Annotated in this window: 11 protein-coding genes; 6 read left to right on the forward strand and 5 right to left on the reverse strand. The window is 41.1% G+C overall.

Going from position 1 to position 18422, the window contains the following annotated elements:
* Positions 1–417: 417 nt before the first annotated feature.
* The 3 genes from O3646_RS07055 to malQ form a co-directional block, all read right to left on the reverse strand.
* Complete coding sequence (locus O3646_RS07055; RefSeq protein WP_049516110.1) at positions 418–3246, reverse strand: GbpC/Spa domain-containing protein; 2829 nt, start codon at positions 3244–3246, stop codon at positions 418–420.
* A gap of 491 nt (positions 3247–3737) precedes the next feature.
* The gene (gene glgP, locus O3646_RS07060; protein ID WP_023919924.1) at positions 3738–5996 is read right to left on the reverse strand and encodes a glycogen/starch/alpha-glucan family phosphorylase; all 2259 of its coding nucleotides are present in this window, start codon (positions 5994–5996) and stop codon (positions 3738–3740) included.
* A gap of 44 nt (positions 5997–6040) precedes the next feature.
* Positions 6041–7570, reverse strand: coding sequence for a 4-alpha-glucanotransferase (gene malQ, locus O3646_RS07065; RefSeq protein ID WP_049516109.1), 1530 nt, complete (start codon positions 7568–7570; stop codon positions 6041–6043).
* Between the two features lie 449 nt (positions 7571–8019).
* Between malQ and O3646_RS07070 the strand changes: the two genes are divergently transcribed.
* The 6 genes from O3646_RS07070 (at position 8020) to pulA (ending at position 15579) form a co-directional block, all read left to right on the forward strand.
* Positions 8020–9276 carry an extracellular solute-binding protein gene (locus O3646_RS07070; protein ID WP_049516106.1) on the forward strand — a complete coding sequence of 419 codons (1257 nt, stop codon included), beginning with the start codon at positions 8020–8022 and terminating at the stop codon, positions 9274–9276.
* A 127-nt stretch (positions 9277–9403) separates the two neighbouring features.
* A complete protein-coding gene (locus O3646_RS07075; protein WP_049516104.1) occupies positions 9404–10699 on the forward strand; it encodes a sugar ABC transporter permease in 1296 nt (431 codons plus the stop codon).
* A gap of 1 nt (position 10700) precedes the next feature.
* Entirely contained in the window at positions 10701–11543 is an 843-nt protein-coding gene (locus O3646_RS07080) for a sugar ABC transporter permease (protein WP_021154117.1), read from the forward strand.
* Positions 11544–11687: 144 nt separating this feature from the next.
* Entirely contained in the window at positions 11688–12500 is an 813-nt protein-coding gene (locus tag O3646_RS07085; RefSeq protein WP_045760038.1) for a DUF1189 family protein, read from the forward strand.
* An 11-nt stretch (positions 12501–12511) separates the two neighbouring features.
* Positions 12512–13495 carry a LacI family DNA-binding transcriptional regulator gene (locus O3646_RS07090; RefSeq protein WP_013904333.1) on the forward strand — a complete coding sequence of 328 codons (984 nt, stop codon included), beginning with the start codon at positions 12512–12514 and terminating at the stop codon, positions 13493–13495.
* Positions 13496–13503: 8 nt separating this feature from the next.
* Positions 13504–15579 carry a type I pullulanase gene (gene pulA / locus O3646_RS07095; RefSeq protein ID WP_049492689.1) on the forward strand — a complete coding sequence of 692 codons (2076 nt, stop codon included), beginning with the start codon at positions 13504–13506 and terminating at the stop codon, positions 15577–15579.
* 27 nt (positions 15580–15606) lie between these two features.
* Here pulA and O3646_RS07100 read toward each other — a convergent pair whose 3' ends face one another.
* Positions 15607–16548 carry a YitT family protein gene (locus O3646_RS07100; protein ID WP_021154122.1) on the reverse strand — a complete coding sequence of 314 codons (942 nt, stop codon included), beginning with the start codon at positions 16546–16548 and terminating at the stop codon, positions 15607–15609.
* A gap of 75 nt (positions 16549–16623) precedes the next feature.
* Positions 16624–18378, reverse strand: coding sequence for an aspartate--tRNA ligase (gene aspS / locus O3646_RS07105; protein WP_049482684.1), 1755 nt, complete (start codon positions 18376–18378; stop codon positions 16624–16626).
* Positions 18379–18422: the final 44 nt, after the last annotated feature.

Raw genomic sequence — 18422 nt, forward strand, 5'->3', positions numbered from 1 at the left:
TTTCATTTCTTACACCCTATTATATCGCGATACAGATAGAAAGGCAAGCGCCTCAAAACAGTGGAAGCACTTGCCTGATCACTGATACGTTCAAATGAAATTCATTTGGAAAATAATGTGTGCAAAAGATGAAAAAGACATCACAACTGTATCATTGGAATGATTAGAGATATAACGGAGTCCTATAAACTTTCATTCGAACACCACCAGTATACCTCATTCTCTTCTTCTTGTGTCATCCATTTCTATTCTGCTTCATTTCGACACTATTTGGTCTATAAAAGCCATTTCCTCTCCTTATCCAAAAACTATTCTGTTCTATTTCTCAACTATTTGGTCATCACTCCCATCAAAAAAGCCAGAAGGACTTGCCTTCTGACTTTCTTTATTTAGATGAATGGACGAAAGAACGAAGAATTAATCTTCTTTTTTCTTGCGTGCAAGACCCAATCCAAGCAATCCAGCCATCGCACCTGCAAGAACAGCTGCAGTTGAGCTTTCTGTACCTGTATTTGGAAGCGCAGGTGTTTGTGGTTGCGCAGGTTGTACAGGCTGTTCCGGAACTTCAGGAGTTGGTTCGGTTGGAACCTCTGGAGTTGGTGGAACGATTGGTGTAGGTGGAACAATTGGTGTTGGTGGGTTATATGGTGTTGGTGGAGTTGGAGGAACTGGCGTTGGTGGGGTTGGAATATCTGTTTCCGTTACCACTTTATTCTTATGCCATTTCACTTCAGCTTCCGGTTTCACCGGATTCGTATTTGGAACAACTTCAGGAGTCGGTGGGGTTGGCTCTGTTGGTGGAGTTGGTGATTTTGGTTCCTCCACATCGACCGTAATCACAGTGTAGTTAGGTGCTGTTGGCGGAGTTGGTGATTTAGGTTCTTCTGGTTTCGTTGGCTCTGCAGGTAGATTTTCCACTGTAATCGTTGGTGGAGTTGGAGCCTTTGGTTCTGTTGGTTTTGTTGGCTCTTTCGGTTCTTCTCCTGGCTCTTTAGGAAGACCTACATTTGAGTTGATGGCAAACCAATAAACCGTTGGTTGACCAGCCGCATTGGCACCATTAGCCGTAAAGACTAAGTGTCCATCTGACATCTTCAAGCCTGCTCCACCATAATAGAGGTATGGAGAAGATGGATTATCCCAACCTTCAAGAGTTGTTGAAGATTCACCGTTAAAGACAGATCCATGTTCAATATATTGGTTATCTTTAAAGGAAGTCACTTCTTTAGTAGCAGCATCATAAGAAACACTTGAGTTTGGAATTGGAATAAATTTATTATTTCCAACATTTACAGACTCTTGGTGTTCCACGTTTTCAAATTTCTTCTTAGGTGTGAACGTAATTTGACCTGTAGTTGCATCTACTTTGTATGATCCGATAACATCATCCTTACCTTCAAAGGTAAATTCTTCTGTACCAATAGAATGAACACTTCCTGAACCCGAAGCATTTACAGTTAACGCATCCGTTACTTCTTCCTTCTCAGGTGTCGTACCAGGAACCCATTTACCTGTGTCATCTTTAACATAACCATATTTCTGAGTCACAATTTTGAGAGGGTTGTCTGCTGAAATGGAAACAGTTGCAGTACCAAAGTCTGCTTTTCCTGTTTTAACCTTCACTTCATTGTTTTCAATGCTCATGGATGAACCATCTGCATATGGATCCCAAGTTCCACGAACAGTGTTGCCATCTTTATCTTTGGCTTCTACTGTAAGGGCACGAGGTTTGTCTCCACTATCGACATAGGAAGCACCTGTCCAGTGGTTGAGCGAGTTCAAAGCGACAATGGCATTGCGTTGAGTCAAATCAAATTTATTGCCATCACCATCATAGAATTCAACATCGACAGCAACCTTAACAGGTTTGTCTTGGTCTGTTGAAGCACCCACTGTCATGGTTACCGTTGGATCTGCGTTGACTGCTGCAATCCCTTTGCCATCATTTGATGGAAGACTTAAAATCTCATAACGGTAAATCACACGTTTGATTGGATGCATATCCGTATTTTCACGCATGCTGGACTGATTCAAGTTATCATAAGTAACGACAAATTTATCGCCTTCTTTCACTTGAATGTACTCAGTTTCATTATTGGCCCAAGGACTAGTTGCTACAATATCTGAAGCTTCCAATTTATTAGAATCATATTGATGGACATTGCTTGTATTTAAACGAGCTTGAGCATCACGAGTAAGATAAGTGCTGATGCCGTCAATGGTGTGAGTTGCACCACCTTCACGTTGGAAGGTCAAATCTTGAACAGTTGAAACATTTTTAAGGTCAGCATACGCATTGTCTGTCATATATTTGTCGTATGCTTGTTTCGCGTCCGTATATTGTTTTTTGGCAACTTCGTATTCAGCTAATTTCTTTTGATAAGCAATATAATCATTTTCGTACTGTACTTTTTCTACATTGTATTTTGCAAGATCAGCTTCGTATTGAGCCTTAGCAGCATCTTCTTCTGCCTTCTTCGCTACCAATTGATCATAAGCTGCTTTATCTTTATCGTATTGCGCTTTCTTAGTTTGGTATTCTTGTAAATCTTTATCGTATTGCGCTTTCGCTGTATTGTAAACAGCCATTTCTGCTTCATACTTAGCTTTTGCTTCTGCATTGGCCTTATCTGCTGCTGCTTTTTCTGCTACTTTAGCATCGTAGGCTGCCTTTTTAGCATTGTACTCTCCTAAAGCTTTATCATAAGCTGCTTGTTGGGTTTTGTAGTCTTCTACTTGTTTCTTGTAAGCCGCTTCTGCTTCTGCATTTCTCTTTTCAATCAATGTGATTTCTTGAGATTTTGCTTCATACTCCGCTTTTGCCTTTTTGTAGTTATCAACTACTGTGTTGATTTCAGCTGTTTGAGCTTTATTATCTGCTTCTGCTGCTGCGATAGATGGTTGGACTTTTTCAGCTTCTTCTGTAACGGTCACACCTTCTGTAGCCGCATCAGCTTTTGCTTTTTCAAGTTCTGGTGATTCTACATAAGTCGTCGTAACTGTTTTATTTCCTTCTGTCACAGTTGTAGATGTCAACTTAGAACTTGTTGAAACAGCTGCATCGCTTGTTGCTGTATCCGTAGTAGTCGCTTCAGTTGCAGGCGCTGTTGCTTCATCTGCTTTCACTTCTGCTCCGTAGGTATTAACAGTAGCCAATCCAGCGATGGCCAATGAAACAACACCGACTGATAACTTACGAATTGAAAATTTTTCCTGCTTCGAAACATGTTCACGATAGCTTTTCATTTTCAAAACTCTCCTTTTTGTTTATGTTTAAAAAAATCTCACTGTAGAGGCAAAAATATGCTACTGCCAGTTAACTCTATTGTATCACAATCAACCATTTTTAAATATTTGTCTATTTAATTTTTTATTTTACTTTAAAGATATAACAACTTGAAACGCCAAACCTTACGGACCTTCCTCATCTTTTAGTTGAAAATATATGTAAGAACCTGTGAAAAATCCTTTATTTTCAAGGATTTTCATCCCGGTTTCTCTTTTTATAAATTTCACCGGAAGGCTTTTTTAGGGGAAGTATTTTTTTATACCAATAGATTAGATTTGAAGGTTAAAATAAAAAATTATGTAATTTTTTCCCTGCCGGATCGGAAAAATTCAAAAAAACAACACTGTTTACAGAAGTGTCCATTCTTTAAATTCCTTCCTTTTTCTTCCCAAATAACAAGAAATGAAAAAGACCAAGGTCCTAAGAACCTTGGTCTAACAACTAATGATTAGTTTAAGTGCCAGATATCTTCATTGTACTGAGCGATCGTACGGTCAGATGAGAAGAATCCTGCTTTAGCAATGTTAACGATGACTTGATCCAACCATGCATCACGGTCTTCGTAGTCAGCCAACATACGTTCTTTGGTGACAATGTAGTCTTCCAAGTCAAGAAGAGTCATGAACCAGTCTTTGTTGATCAATTCCTTGTGAAGACGAGTCAAGCGTTCCTTGTTACCAACTGCAAGAACGGCATCGCTGATAATGAAGTCTACCAATGGTTTGATAGCTTCACGTTCATAGAAGTCCGCTGATTTGTATGCTGATTTCTCATATAGATCGATTACAGTTTCTGAATCTTCACCGAAGATGTAGATGTTGTCACGTCCAACCAATTCAGCGATTTCCACGTTGGCTCCATCCATCGTACCAAGTGTCAATGCACCATTCAACATGAATTTCATGTTACCAGTACCTGAAGCTTCTTTCGAAGCAAGAGAGATTTGCTCAGAAATATCGCTAGCTGGGATCAAGTAGCTTGCAGCAGTTACGTTGTAGTTTTCAACCATCACCACTTGCAAGTGTGGAGCTACTGCTGGATCGTTTGCAATCACTTCAGACAAGCAAAGGATCAAGTGGATGATATCTTGTGCAATGGTGTAGGCAGGAGCTGCTTTACCACCAAAGAGAACAGTGATTGGGCGAGCAGGGATATTTCCAGCTTTGATGTCCAAGTATTTGTGGATCACATACAAAGCGTTCATTTGTTGACGTTTGTATTCGTGGAGACGTTTGATTTGGGTATCAAAGATAGAGTTAGGATTGATTTCCACACCTTGATGGTCTTTCAAGAAACGAGCCAATTTACGTTTGTTGTGAGACTTGATGTTTTCCAATTTTGCTTTGACTGCATCTTTATCTTCATAAGAAAGAAGGTCTTCCAATTTAGATGCGTCATGGTGCCAGTCACGTCCGAGGATATCATCCAAGTAGTGTGACAAGGTTGGGTTGGCATGCATGAGCCAACGACGGAATGTGATACCGTTTGTTTTGTTGTTGAATTTTTCAGGGTAAATGTCGTAGAAGGCTTTCAACTCAGAATTCTTCAAGATTTCTGTGTGAAGTGCTGCTACCCCGTTTACGCTAAATCCATAGTGGATATCCATGTGCGCCATGTGTACGCGATCATTCTCATCGATGATTTGAACAGCTGGATCTTTGTATTCAGCGCGAACACGGCGGTCCAATTCTTCAATGATTGGAACCAAGTGAGGAACCACTTCTTGCAAGAATTCAAGTGGCCATTTTTCAAGGGCTTCTGCAAGGATTGTGTGGTTAGTGTAAGCCGTCATGCTACGAACGATAGAGATGGCTTCATCCATTCCAATACCACGTTCTGTCAAAAGACGGATCAATTCAGGGATGACCATTGATGGGTGAGTATCGTTGATTTGGACAACAGCATAGTCAGCAAGGTCATGCAAGTTGCTTCCTTTTTCGATGGCTTCGTCGATGATCAATTGTGCACCGTTTGATACCATGAAGTATTGTTGGAAGATACGGAGCAATTCCCCTTGACGGTTACTATCATCTGGGTACAAGAAGAGGGTCAAGTTGCGAGCGATATCTGTCTTGTCAAAGTTAATACCATCTTCAATAATAGATGAATCAACTGAATCCAAGTCGAACAAACGCAAACGGTTCTTGGTATCAATCTTGTAACCAGGGACATCGATATCATAAAGGGTAGAAGTCAATGTGAAGTGTGCAAATGGCACTTGGTAGCTACGGCTTGAACGAACGAGCCAGCTTTGGTCAGTCAACCATGCGTTTGGAATCGTTTCTTGTTGGTTGTTTTTAAGGACTTGTTGGAACAAACCAAAGTGGTAGTTCAAACCAACCCCATCCCCTGTCAAACCAAGGCTTGAGATAGAGTCGATAAAGCAGGCTGCCAAACGTCCCAAACCACCGTTACCAAGTGATGGTTCCAATTCCACTTCTTCGACTTCGATCAAGTCTTTACCAGCATCTGACAATTCTTTTTTAACATCGTCGTAAAGACCCAAGTTGATCAAGTTGTTAGACAAGAGTTTACCGATCAAGAACTCAGCTGAGATGTAGTAAACTTTTTTCTTACCAGTATTGATTTTCTTTTGAGCGCTTGCTTGCTTGGTGTAATTTAGCAAGGCAATGTACAATTCTTCATTTGAACATTCAGCAATTGTTTTTTGATGATGATCAATCACATATTTTTGTAATGATTCCATGTTGGGAGTCTCCTTTGTTTCAACAATTTTAATAGGGGGAAAGATTATTTTTTTGCTTTCTTAACTTCTTTTTTCAAGTCTTTGTTTTCACGACGATAGATCGTAGTGAAATCAAGCAATTCTTGCTCGACAGCTGGAGTCAATTGATCCGCTGTCATTCGCCATGACCAGTTACCACCGAGAGTAGATGGGAAGTTCATCCGAGCTGAGCCATCTAACTCAAGCAAGTCTTGCATCGTAGCAATCGCCATGAAGCTGACGGAAGCAAAGACGGTACGAAGCATCGCATGCGGTACAGATTCGTACTCTTTCCGGTTAGTATAACGAGCAAGGTACTCACGAGTTGGATCGTCGATTTCATTGCGGTACCATCCAAGAACTGTGTTGTTATCATGTGTTCCTGTATACATCACAGAATTGTTTGGTGCCAAGTGAGGGCTATCGATACTTTCATCGTCCGGATTGAAGGCAAATTGAAGAATCTTCATTCCTGGGAAGCCAGTGCTTTCACGAAGTTCGATGACTTCATCTGTCATAAAGCCAAGGTCCTCAGCGATGATGTTCAAATCACCGAGCTCTTCCTTCACAGCTGCAAAGAGTTTGTAGCCAGGACCTTTAACCCATTTACCTGGTGCTGCTGTATCTGATCCAGCAGGGATTTCCCAGTAAGACTCAAAACCACGGAAGTGGTCGATCCGCACGATGTCGTAGATCTTGAAGCTTTCACGCAAGCGTTCAATCCACCATTGGTAGCCATCTTTGTCCATTGCTTCCCAGTCATAGATTGGGTTCCCCCAAAGTTGACCAGTTGCTGAGAATTCATCTGGCGGGCATCCTGCGATGCAAGTCGCTTTCCCGTTTTTATCTGTTTTGAAGAGATGAGGGTTCGCCCACATGTCACTTGAATCTTCCGCTACATAGATTGGCATGTCTCCGACGATTTCAATGTGATGGTCATTGGCATAAGCTTTCAAGGCCAACCATTGTTGGAAGAAGAAGAATTGAGTCACACGATGGTAAGTCAATTGATCCGCCAATTCTTCACGGTATTGAGCCAAAGCTTTTGGTTCACGTGCACGAATAGCTGCATCTGGCCATTCTGTCCAGGCTTTTAAATCAAAGTGTTCTTTGATAGCCATGTATTCTGCAAATAGTTCCAACCAAGAAGCATTGGCTTCGCAAAAGGCTTGGAATTCTTTTTGATCACCTGATTTCAAGAAGTTCGCAACTGCTTTTTCAAGCAAGGGACGACGTTGTTCGAAAACCTTTGCATAATCCACTTGAGTAGGATCTTGACCAAAGTCCACTCCTTTAAGATCTGCTTCTGTCAACAAACCTCGTTCAATCAAAAGATCGAAATCAATAAAATGAGTGTTCCCAGCAAAAGCTGAGAAAGATTGGTATGGAGAATCTCCATAACTAGTTGTACCAAGCGGCAAGATTTGCCAGTAACGTTGCTTGGTCCGAACGAGGAAATCAACAAAATCATATGCTGATTGACCGAATGATCCGATCCCGTATTGTCCAGGAAGGGAAGAAATGTGCATCAAAACACCACTTTGACGTTTTTTCATGGGTTACCACCTTTTTTTATTTCTTTGAAGCCTGCGATTCGGTGCACGGTATGGGTATCGTTGCAGAGTCGTATCCAGCTCTCAAGCGGCTCTACTCTTTGTTAAAAATCGAACAGGCGCAACTCAGTTTACGCAATTTTTGCGAAAACGTTTGCGTACCATGTTATTATAAACTTTTTCCCTATTTTCTGCAAGGGATTTCTTAAAAACTTTTTTAACTTTTTTCAGAATGTCCTCACCCCCTTAGTGTATTCTTTCCTTTGGCTAATGTCAACAAATTTGATGCATTTTATAGAAGAAAGTTCGGAATTAAAATATTTTTAAAAAAATTGTTTAAAACTACTTGCAAACGTTTTCGCCTTGTGATATACTTAAGACGTTTTAGGAAAACGTTTGTCTAAAACGGTTTCTAATTATTATCTTTTTTTATTCTTTAGGAGGAATAAATCATGAAACGTACAATTTTACGTAGTGCTGCTGTACTTGGTACAGTTGGTTTTGCCGGCTTCTTACTTGCTGCTTGTAGCAATAGCTCATCAGGTTCTTCTGAGGCAAGTAAAGAAATCAACGTCTATGTAGACAAAGGCTACAAATCTTATGTTGAAGAAGCTGCAAAAGCTTTTGAAAAAGAAAATGGCGTAAAAGTTAACATCAAGACTGGTGATGCTCTTGGTGGATTGGATAACCTTTCTCTTGATAACCAATCTAAAAAAGCTCCAGACGTAATGATGGCTCCATACGACCGTGTAGGTGGTCTTGGTAGCGATGGTCAATTGGCTGAAGTGACATTAAACAAAGATAGCCATACAGATAAAACAACTGAAGCTCTTGTAACAAACGGTGGTAAAGTTTACGGTGCACCTGCTGTCATCGAAACATTGGTTCTCTACTATAACAAAGATCTTTTAAGCGAAGCTCCAAAAACATTTGGTGATCTTGACAATCTTGCAAAAGATAGCAAGTACGACTTCGCTAGCGAACCTGGTAAAACAACTGCCTTCTTAGCTGACTGGACAAACTTCTACTACACTTACGGTTTACTTTCAGGTAACGGCGGTTATGTGTTTGGTAAAGACGGTACAGATCCTAAAGATATTGGATTGAACAACCAAGGTTCTATCGATGGTATCGAATATGCAAAAACTTGGTATGCTAAATGGCCAAAAGGTTTGCAAGATACAAAAGGTGCTGCTAACTTCATCCAAACACAATTCCAAGAAGGTAAAACAGCTGCTATCATCGATGGTCCTTGGAAAGCTGCTTCATTGAAAGAAGCTAAAGTAAACTACGGTGTCGCAACGATTCCAACTCTTCCAAACGGAAAACAATACTCTGCCTTTGGTGGTGGTAAAGCTTGGGTTATCCCTGCAGGTGCGAAAAACCTTGATGGCGCTCAAAAATTCATTGACTTCTTGACAAGTACTGATCAACAAAAAGCTTTGTTTGACAAGACCAATGAAGTTCCTGCCAACACCGAAGCTCGTAAATATGCGGTTAGCAAAAACGATGAATTGACAACTGCCGTTGTTGATCAATTCAAGAATGCTCAACCAATGCCAAATATCTCAGAAATGAGTGCTGTTTGGGATCCAGCTGCTACTATGCTTTTCGATGCTGTAAGTGGTAAAAAATCTGCAAAAGCATCTGCTGACGATGCAGTGAAATTGATTAAAGAAACCATCGAACAAAAATTCGGTAGCAAATAAGACAGTTTTTAGGTGTGAGTAAGAGGTTGGAGACAAGGTCCCAACCTCTTATGTTCAATTTTCAAGCACAACTGACTGTCTGACTTGTCTTCTTGCTCTCTAGCAAGGACATTATAAGGAGATTTGAATGACTACAGAACAAAACCCTAAAAAGGCTATGTGGCTCTCTTTGATCCCGGGTCTTGGGCAAATTTATAACAAACAAAAAACCAAAGGCTATATTTTTCTTGCCGTAACTGTTCTCTTTCTCGCCTATTTCCTAGGAATCGGAGCTGGAGAATTAGCGAAATTGGTTACACTTGGAACCGTCCGTGGACAAGATAATTCTCTCTTTATCTTGATTCGTGGCGCCTTCCACTTGATCATTACCATTGTTTACTTCCTATTTTATGCCTTAAATATTAAGGATGCTGGAACCGTTGCAAAACGTATCAACAATGGCATTGCTGTTCCAAAAACTGGAAAAGAAATGGTTCAAGCCATCTATGAAAATGGCTTCCCATATTTATTGATCATTCCTTCATACATTGCTATGACATTTGCGATTATCTTCCCAGTTTTAGTAACTTTGATGATCGCCTTTACCAACTACGACTTCAAACATACCGCTCCAACAACCTTGCTTGATTGGATCGGGTTCCAAAACTTCACTAATATGTGGACCTTGAGCACCTTCCGCTCAGCCTTTACATCTGTTCTTGGCTGGACCTTGATTTGGGCACTCGCAGCTTCTACTCTTCAAATCGTACTCGGTATCTTGACCGCTATTGTTGCAAACCAACCATTCGTAAAAGGAAAACGAATCTTTGGGGTTATCTTCTTGCTCCCATGGGCTGTTCCAGCCTTCATCACTATCTTAACTTTCTCAAATATGTTTAACGATAGTGTCGGTGCCATCAATGCACAAGTTATCCCATTGTTTGCGAAGATCTTCCCATTCTTAGATGGCATTTTGATTCCTTGGAAAACAGATCCTACTTGGACAAAAATTGCTTTGATTATGATGCAAGGTTGGCTCGGCTTCCCTTACATTTACGTCTTGACTTTAGGGATTCTTCAATCTATTCCAAACGATCTTTACGAAGCTGCTTATATTGATGGTGCCAACGGTTGGCAAAAATTCCGCAGCATCACTTTCCCAATGATTATGGCTGTTGCAGCTCCAACTTTGATCAGTCAATATACTTTCAACTTTAATAACTTCTCCATCATTTACTTGTTTAACGATGGGGGACCTGGTTCTGTCGGAGGAAACGCCGGATCTACAGATATCTTGATCTCATGGATCTACAAGTTGACAACCAATTCTTCTCCTCAATATTCAATGGCCGCAGCGGTAACCTTGATTATCTCTGTGATTGTGATCTCAATCTCTATGATTGCCTTCAAGAAACTACATGCATTTGATATGGAGGATGTATAAAATGAAAAATTCAGTTCAATTTAAACGCCGCCTCAATCATTTCTTGACTTACCTGTACATGGTGGTTCTTTCAATCGTTATCATTTATCCATTGTTGATTACGGTTCTATCAGCCTTCAAATCAGGGAATGTCAGTGCCTTTACACTTGATTTTAGTGGCAATCTTAGTTTTGATAACTTCTCAAAACTTTTCTCTGAAACTCATTATGGCACTTGGTATATGAACACCTTGGTTATCGCCATTATCACCATGATTGTACAAACAAGTATCGTTACCTTCGCAGGTTACGCATACAGCCGTTACAATTTCTTGGCGCGTAAACAAAGTTTGGTCTTCTTCTTGATTATTCAAATGGTCCCAACCATGGCAGCCCTCACAGCCTTCTTCGTTATGGCTTTGATGCTGAATGCCTTGAACCAACCTTGGTTCTTGATCTTCCTTTATGTTGGTGGTGGTATTCCAATGAATGCCTGGTTGATGAAGGGATACTTCGATACTGTTCCAATTTCTCTCGATGAATCTGCGAAATTGGATGGAGCTGGACACTTCCGTCGCTTCTGGCAAATCGTCCTTCCTCTTGTTCGTCCAATGATTGCCGTTCAAGCACTTTGGGCTTTCATGGGGCCTTTCGGAGACTATATCTTGTCTAAATTCTTGCTTCGTGACGAAGTGAACTATACGGTAGCCGTTGGTCTTCAAACCTTTATCAGTGACCAAAAAAATCAAAAAATCGCCTTCTTTGCAGCCGGTGCTATTTTGATCGCGGTTCCAATCTGTATCTTATTCTTCTTCCTACAAAAGAACTTTGTTTCAGGCTTGACAGCTGGTGGAGATAAAGGATAAAATAGAATCTTATTTCAAGCACATTTTATTTTTAAGTTAAGGGTAGTATGGTGGATGCTTTACTACCCTTCGTTAAGAATAAAATCAATGCAAAGAGATTTCTCTTTGCATTTCTGATACTCTTATGTTTAGAAAGGTCATCTTATGCCCTATCCTTTTAATTATTTCGCAAGTATCTTCAATTTCCGCTCTTCTTTTGCAAACCGCAAAAAACTGAGCTGGTTCCAAATGATTTTTACTTCTTTCTTTCTAATCTCTATCACACTATTACCTGTGGCTCTGCAAAATGCTCAACTCAAAACCTATCCTTTGACAACCTTTGTCAGCGATGTGTTTGATCCTTTATCAACAGACGTTATGAAAGATATCCAAGAACACGTCGTGATCAAAGACCAAGAGCTCACCTATACAGGGACTAACCCTGTACACAAGACTTCAAAAGGACAGGTTATCTTAGGCCAAGAGGCAAAGGCTAGTGAAGGCAAGGAGTTAACACTCCATTTTGATCGCAAACAATTGATTATCTCAAAAGAGAATAAAGAACTCGCTACAGTCTCATACCAGGCTATTAATCAAGAGAGCCTTCGGGATAAAAAAAGCTTCACTCAAGCTATCTCTAGCGATTGGTTTCGCGACAATCGACTCCCTGTCAGTCTCTTTCTCGTGATTTTCTCTGGCTTCTTATCGACAGTCAATTATTTGATTCTCATCCTAGGGGCATCTTTCTTCCTCTACTTGACACGAAAATCTCGACTCTTTTCACTACAAACTTTCAAGGAATGTTTCAATTGTATTCTGAATTGCTTGGGACTCCCTATTTTACTGAGTGTCTTCATCAGTTTACTATTCCATCAAGTATTTACTACGACGATCATGATCCAAAATGTCTTATTTGTACTCTATCTTGCTATGGTATTTTATAAGACCCACTTCCGTGATCCAGACTATCACCGCTAGGAGGTTTTCTCATGCGTGTTACCATCAAAGATGTGGCGAAACTCGCTGGCGTCGCGCCTTCAACTGTCACGCGCGTCATCCAAAACAAATCCACGATTAGTGATGAAACAAAAAAACGTGTCCGTGAGGCCATGGTCGAATTGGACTACCATCCCAATCTTAATGCTCGCAGCCTTGTCAGCCAATCTAGTCAAGTCATTGCTTTGGTCCTACCAATCGACAGTGACGTCTTCTACCAGAATCCTTTCTTCCCAACTGTTTTAAGAGGGATTACCCAGATCGCGTCAGACAATGATTATGCCATCCAAATCTGTACGGGGCAAAATGAAGAACGGCGGCTCGACAACCTCAAACAACTCATCTACGGAAATCGTGTAGATGGTTTGATTTTCCTTTATTCCAACCCGAATGATCCCCTCGTTGAATTTGCGATCAAAGACAAGTTCCCCTTCCTCATTCTCGGAAAGGCAGCTTCACCTTTTGTATCGCTAGTGGATAATGATAATATCAAGGCTGCATTTGATGCGACGGATTATTTCATTCAACAAAACTACCGAAAAATTGCTTTTATCGGGGGAAACAAAGAACTGTTCGTATCTCAAGACCGCTACGAAGGTTATAAAGAAGCCCTCCAAAAAGCAGGGATTCCTCTCGATGAAAAACTGGTTCATTTCTCATTTGGTTTTATGTTGGAAGACAATTCTTATCAAATGATGGAGAGCCTTCCCCTAGCAGAGTTAGATGCCATCATGACAACCGATATTCTCGTTGCTGAAGGGGTGCGCCAATACCTATTAGAACACCAGCTGACAATCCCGATTATTTCCTTTGATTCGATTAAGCCACGACTCGATATTGAAGCCTATATTGACATCAATGCAGTGGAACTCGGACGTGAATCTGTCCGGACCATCCTTCAAATTATCAAGGATCACAAAGAAGGAAAAACCGTCTGCTACCGTCAATTGATTGACCATACCATTACGAAACTCTAGGAGTCTTTATGTCTACATTTACTGCTTATTTAGATGACCAAGACCTCATTCGTATCCAAAAGGGAGAGGAGCATATCCTTCCTTTTTATTTGAAAACGAACCAAGGTTATCTTGCCTTAATCCCTGTCAAAACGTCAAGTGCAGCGACTGACACAGGAGACTATTTCTTAAGCCCTATTCCACTTGAACTCGGAGAAGAGTACACCATCTACGATGCTACTGGAAATTCTTCTATACTCCACTATCGAAACATCGTTCGCAAACCCATTTTCGATCAAACCTTCACCTATAGTGGAGAAGATTTAGGAAGTTTTTACACACCAAATCAGACGCAATTTAAATTCTGGGCACCGATTTCGCAAGATGTGAGTCTCCATATCGAAGATCAGATCTATCCGATGACACGTACAGAAAACGGTGTCTGGAAACTCTTGCTCAAAGGGGATTGGGAAGGAGCTGCCTACCACTATGAATTTCGTGTCAATGGCCTAGAACGTCGGATTCACGATCCCTATGCTCTATCCTCTTTGGCCAACTCTGGAGACAGCTTGGTCATCGACCGGAAGAAGATTACACGTCCTATCACACGTGCTGCTCGTCAATTAGACCCGACAGAAGCAATCATCTACGAGATGAGCGTTCGGGACTTCTCTGTCCAAAAAGAGGCCGGCTTTAAACACCCTGGTAAGTTTAAAGGGTTGACAGAATCGCCTCAACTCAATGGTCAGATCCTTGGATTTGATTACCTTCAAAAACTTGGCATTACCCATGTACAGTTACTTCCTGTCTATGATTTCGGTAGTGTTGATGAAGAGAATCAATGGAAAGCCTACAACTGGGGTTATGATCCTGTCCAATACAATGTTCCAGAAGGTAGTTATGCCAGTGACCCCAACGATCCTTATGCACGGATTTGGGAACTCCAAGATGCTATTGCAACCTATCACCAATCTAATCTTAGTGTTATCATGGATGTGGTCTACAATCACGTCTACCAGGCCGATGAGTATGCATTTGAACAAATCGTACCCGGTTATTTCTACCGCTATAATGCAGAAGGAGAGCGGACCAATGGAACCTTCTGTGGGAATGATGTCGCAAGTGAACGTTCCATGGTAAGACACTATATCAAGCAATCCCTCAAGCAATGGGTTTCCCTCTACGGCTTTGATGGTTTTCGCTTTGACTTGATGGGAATCTTAGACATTCAAACCATGACAGAGATTGCAGAGGAGCTCCGTGAAATCTATCCTAAAGTCTATCTCTATGGCGAAGGGTGGAAGATGGATACAGGCCTCTCTGAAGACCAGCTCGCTCACCAGTACAACTCAAAACGATTACCAGATTTTGGCTTTTTCAGTGATAATTTCCGGGATACGGTCAAGAGAACACTCTTAGCCGATCACCGTCGTGATAGTCAACATCCAGCCAATGATTTTTCTAATATCCTAACAGCAAATGTCGGGAAAGTAGGACCTGCTCATTTCATCCAACCTCAACAAGCCATTCAGTACGTCGAATGCCATGACAATGCAACTGTTTTTGATTATTTCCAACTTGAAAAAGAAGAGATTCGTCTAGAGGAGCGAAAAGCTCTCTCACGTCTCGCTCTTCATTTGGTATTATTATCCCAAGGTGTACCTTTTATCCATGCTGGTCAAGAATTTTACCGCACAAAAGGGCTCGAAGACAACACCTATAACTTGCCAGATAGTCTCAACCAATTGGACTGGACATCCCTTTCAAAATGCCAAGAAGAAATTGCTTTTCTTGAAGAATTGATTGCTTATCGGAAATCACAGCCACTCCTTCGTTTGAAAAAAGGGCAAGAGATTCGCGACTACTGTGATGTCAAATGGTTGTCTGATCATCATTTGATCTACACGATTGAGAAAGATCGTGAAAAAATAACGATTCTCGTCAATATCGGTGATCAAGAAAAGACCTATCAACATCCGAGCGATAGCCAGCTGTTATTTGCCTATCCTCATGCCAACCTCCAAGCGCCTATTCCTAAAGGAAAGGAACTTTCTATTCCTGCCCATAGTTGGCTCCTTCTCCACGAAACTGAATCAACAAAATAAAGGTCACCACAATGTGTGACCTTATTTTTATTCTTCTGTTTCTACAAAGCGTCCAATGATATGAACGTTTTCTGAAATGGTGATAAAAGCCTGAGGATCAGCTTTTTTCATAATATATTTGAATTCATTAAACTCTGCACGCGTAATAACTGTCAGCAGAACCGCTTTTTCCTGATGGTTATAGGTTCCTTCTGCATTGTGGATAATGGTTGCTCCACGATGCAATTTTTTATGAATCTTTTCAATAATGGCATCCGGCTGGCTCGTTACGATCATTGCCTGCATCCGTTTTTGCTTGGTAAAGACAGCATCCGTTACTCGACTCGATACGAAGATGGTAATCATAGAGTAAAGAGCATACTTCCAACCAAAGGTCAGACCAGCGATCAACATAATGGTCCCATTGACCAAAAAGGAGATACTGCCGACATTCTTTCCTGTCCGTTTTCGAATCGTCAAACTGACAATATCCGTTCCCCCACTGGAAATGTTGTTCCGAAGAGCAAAACCAATCCCTGTTCCCATGACAACCCCACCAAATAGGGCATTCATGATCGGATCGTTGGTCAACGTAATCACTGGCACGAACTGAATAAAGAGGGAACTCATCGAAACCGTAATAAAGGTAAAGATGGTAAATTTATGGCCAATTTGATACCAAGCCACAATCATCAAAGGGATATTGATGGCATAAAAGGTCAAGGAAACGGGAATCGTAAAGCCAATAAAGCGTTGGCTCAGAACAGATAAAATCTGAGCTAGCCCTGTTGCACCGCTGGAGTATACATGTCCTGGTTGAAAGAAGAAGTTGACGGCAATCGCTGATAGAAAACCATACAGCAAGGAAGCTGACACTTTTTCATCGTATTTCTCACGGGAGATGCTCTTCAGCACGCGCAATAATTTAATGTTATAAGCTAGTCGTCGCACATGATAGCGAAATAGCTTATGAAAGCGAGTTTTTTTCATTTTCAATCCATCGATTAGAAGAAAAGGAAAATTTTAGAGCAACTGATTCCTAGACTTTCCCTTTTCTCTCTTGTCCTATTCTTGCTCTGCTACTTCTACTTGAAGATTTAACTCATCCAATTGCTTTTCAGAAACGACAGAAGGAGCTTGTGTCATTGGATCTGTCGCCTTGTTATTCTTAGGAAAGGCAATGACTTCCCGAATATTATCTTCCCCTGCAAGAAGCATCACGAAGCGGTCTAATCCAATCGCCAATCCTCCATGTGGTGGGAAACCATAATCCATTGCTTCTAACAAGAAACCAAATTGTTCATTGGCAGCTTCTTTTGTAAATCCAAGTGCCTTAAACATCCGTTCTTGTAAATCTTTATGATTAATCCGTAGGCTTCCTCCACCTAATTCATAGCCATTTAAGACGATATCATAGGCAATTGCTCGAACTTTTGAAAGATCTCCTTCCAATTCATGCTCTGTTTCAGCTTGTGGGAGTGTAAATGGATGGTGAGCAGACATATAACGGCCTTCTTCTTCAGACCATTCAAACATTGGCCAATCCACTACCCAAAGGAAGTTGTATTGATTGTTGTCAATCAAGTCAAGCTCTTTCGCAAGACGAACACGCAAAGCACCAAGCGTTGCATTGGCTACTTCAAGAGTATCTGCTACAAAGAGAACTAGATCTTTGTCTTCTAACTGTAAAGCAGCTGTCAAGTCACTTGTCAAGTCTGTCAAGAACTTCGCAACAGGACCGTTCAAAGCACCTTCAGCATATTTCACCCAAGCAAGACCTTTTGCACCGTATTGCTTCGCAACTTCCGTCAATTTATCGATATCTTTACGAGAGTAATGATCCGCTGCACCTTTGACAACAATCGCCTTAACTGCTGGAGCTTCTGAGAAGACTTTGAAGTCTACACCCTTGACAAGCTCTGTCAAGTCTTGTAGCAACATTTCAAAACGTGTATCTGGTTTATCTGAACCATACAAGGCCATAGCATCATCATAATTCATCCGTGGGAATGGGAGTGTTACTTCAATTCCCTTGGTTTCTTTCATGACACGTGCAATCAAGCCTTCTGTGATATCCTGGATTTCTTGATCACTCAAGAAAGAGGTTTCCAAGTCGACCTGTGTAAACTCAGGTTGACGGTCTCCCCGTAAATCCTCATCACGGAAACACTTCACGATTTGATAATAGCGATCAAATCCAGCATTCATTAACAATTGTTTTGTAATCTGAGGACTTTGTGGAAGGGCATAGAAATGACCCTTATTGACACGGGAAGGAACCAAGTAGTCACGTGCTCCTTCTGGAGTTGACTTAGAAAGAAACGGTGTTTCCACATCAATAAATTCTAATTCATCTAAGTAATTGCGAATTGAATGGGTTACTTTTGCACGGAGTTTGAGGTTTTCCAACATCTCAGGACGACGAAGGTCTAAGTAACGGTAACGAAGACGGGTATCATCATTGGCTTCAATTCCGTCCTTGATTTCAAATGGTGTTGTTTTGGCAGTATTGAGAACCGTAATAGCTTCTACCTTGAGTTCTACTGCTCCTGTAGGCAAGTTTGGATTGGCTTGTTCACGAGCTTCTACAAGGCCTGTCACTTCTACAACATATTCACTACGGATGCTTTCAGCTGTAGCCATCACTTCTGCACTAACTGTTTCTGGATTGATCACCAATTGCATGATTCCTTCGCGATCGCGTAGATCGATAAAGATCAAACCACCCAAGTCACGACGACGGCTAACCCATCCTTTCAAGGTAATACGAGTTCCAATGTGTTCTTCACGAACACGTCCAGCATACATTGAACGTTTCATTTCTAATTAATCTCCAAACTAATATTCTTCCTTCTATTTTACCA

The sequence above is a fragment of the Streptococcus sp. 27098_8_148 genome, assembly GCF_041432105.1.
Lineage (GTDB): Bacteria > Bacillota > Bacilli > Lactobacillales > Streptococcaceae > Streptococcus > Streptococcus parasanguinis_AE.

What these genes read in the sequence shown, in the direction of transcription:
- malQ (WP_049516109.1), bottom strand. Translation starts at nt 7,570, where the DNA reads ATGAAAAAACGTCAAAGTGGTGTTTTGATGCACATTTCTTCCCTTCCT.
- O3646_RS07075 (WP_049516104.1), top strand. Translation starts at nt 9,404, where the DNA reads ATGACTACAGAACAAAACCCTAAAAAGGCTATGTGGCTCTCTTTGATC.
- pulA (WP_049492689.1), top strand. Translation starts at nt 13,504, where the DNA reads ATGTCTACATTTACTGCTTATTTAGATGACCAAGACCTCATTCGTATC.
- O3646_RS07100 (WP_021154122.1), bottom strand. Translation starts at nt 16,548, where the DNA reads ATGAAAAAAACTCGCTTTCATAAGCTATTTCGCTATCATGTGCGACGA.
- O3646_RS07080 (WP_021154117.1), top strand. Translation starts at nt 10,701, where the DNA reads ATGAAAAATTCAGTTCAATTTAAACGCCGCCTCAATCATTTCTTGACT.
- O3646_RS07070 (WP_049516106.1), top strand. Translation starts at nt 8,020, where the DNA reads ATGAAACGTACAATTTTACGTAGTGCTGCTGTACTTGGTACAGTTGGT.
- O3646_RS07055 (WP_049516110.1), bottom strand. Translation starts at nt 3,246, where the DNA reads ATGAAAAGCTATCGTGAACATGTTTCGAAGCAGGAAAAATTTTCAATT.
- O3646_RS07090 (WP_013904333.1), top strand. Translation starts at nt 12,512, where the DNA reads ATGCGTGTTACCATCAAAGATGTGGCGAAACTCGCTGGCGTCGCGCCT.
- O3646_RS07085 (WP_045760038.1), top strand. Translation starts at nt 11,688, where the DNA reads ATGCCCTATCCTTTTAATTATTTCGCAAGTATCTTCAATTTCCGCTCT.
- glgP (WP_023919924.1), bottom strand. Translation starts at nt 5,996, where the DNA reads ATGGAATCATTACAAAAATATGTGATTGATCATCATCAAAAAACAATT.
- aspS (WP_049482684.1), bottom strand. Translation starts at nt 18,378, where the DNA reads ATGAAACGTTCAATGTATGCTGGACGTGTTCGTGAAGAACACATTGGA.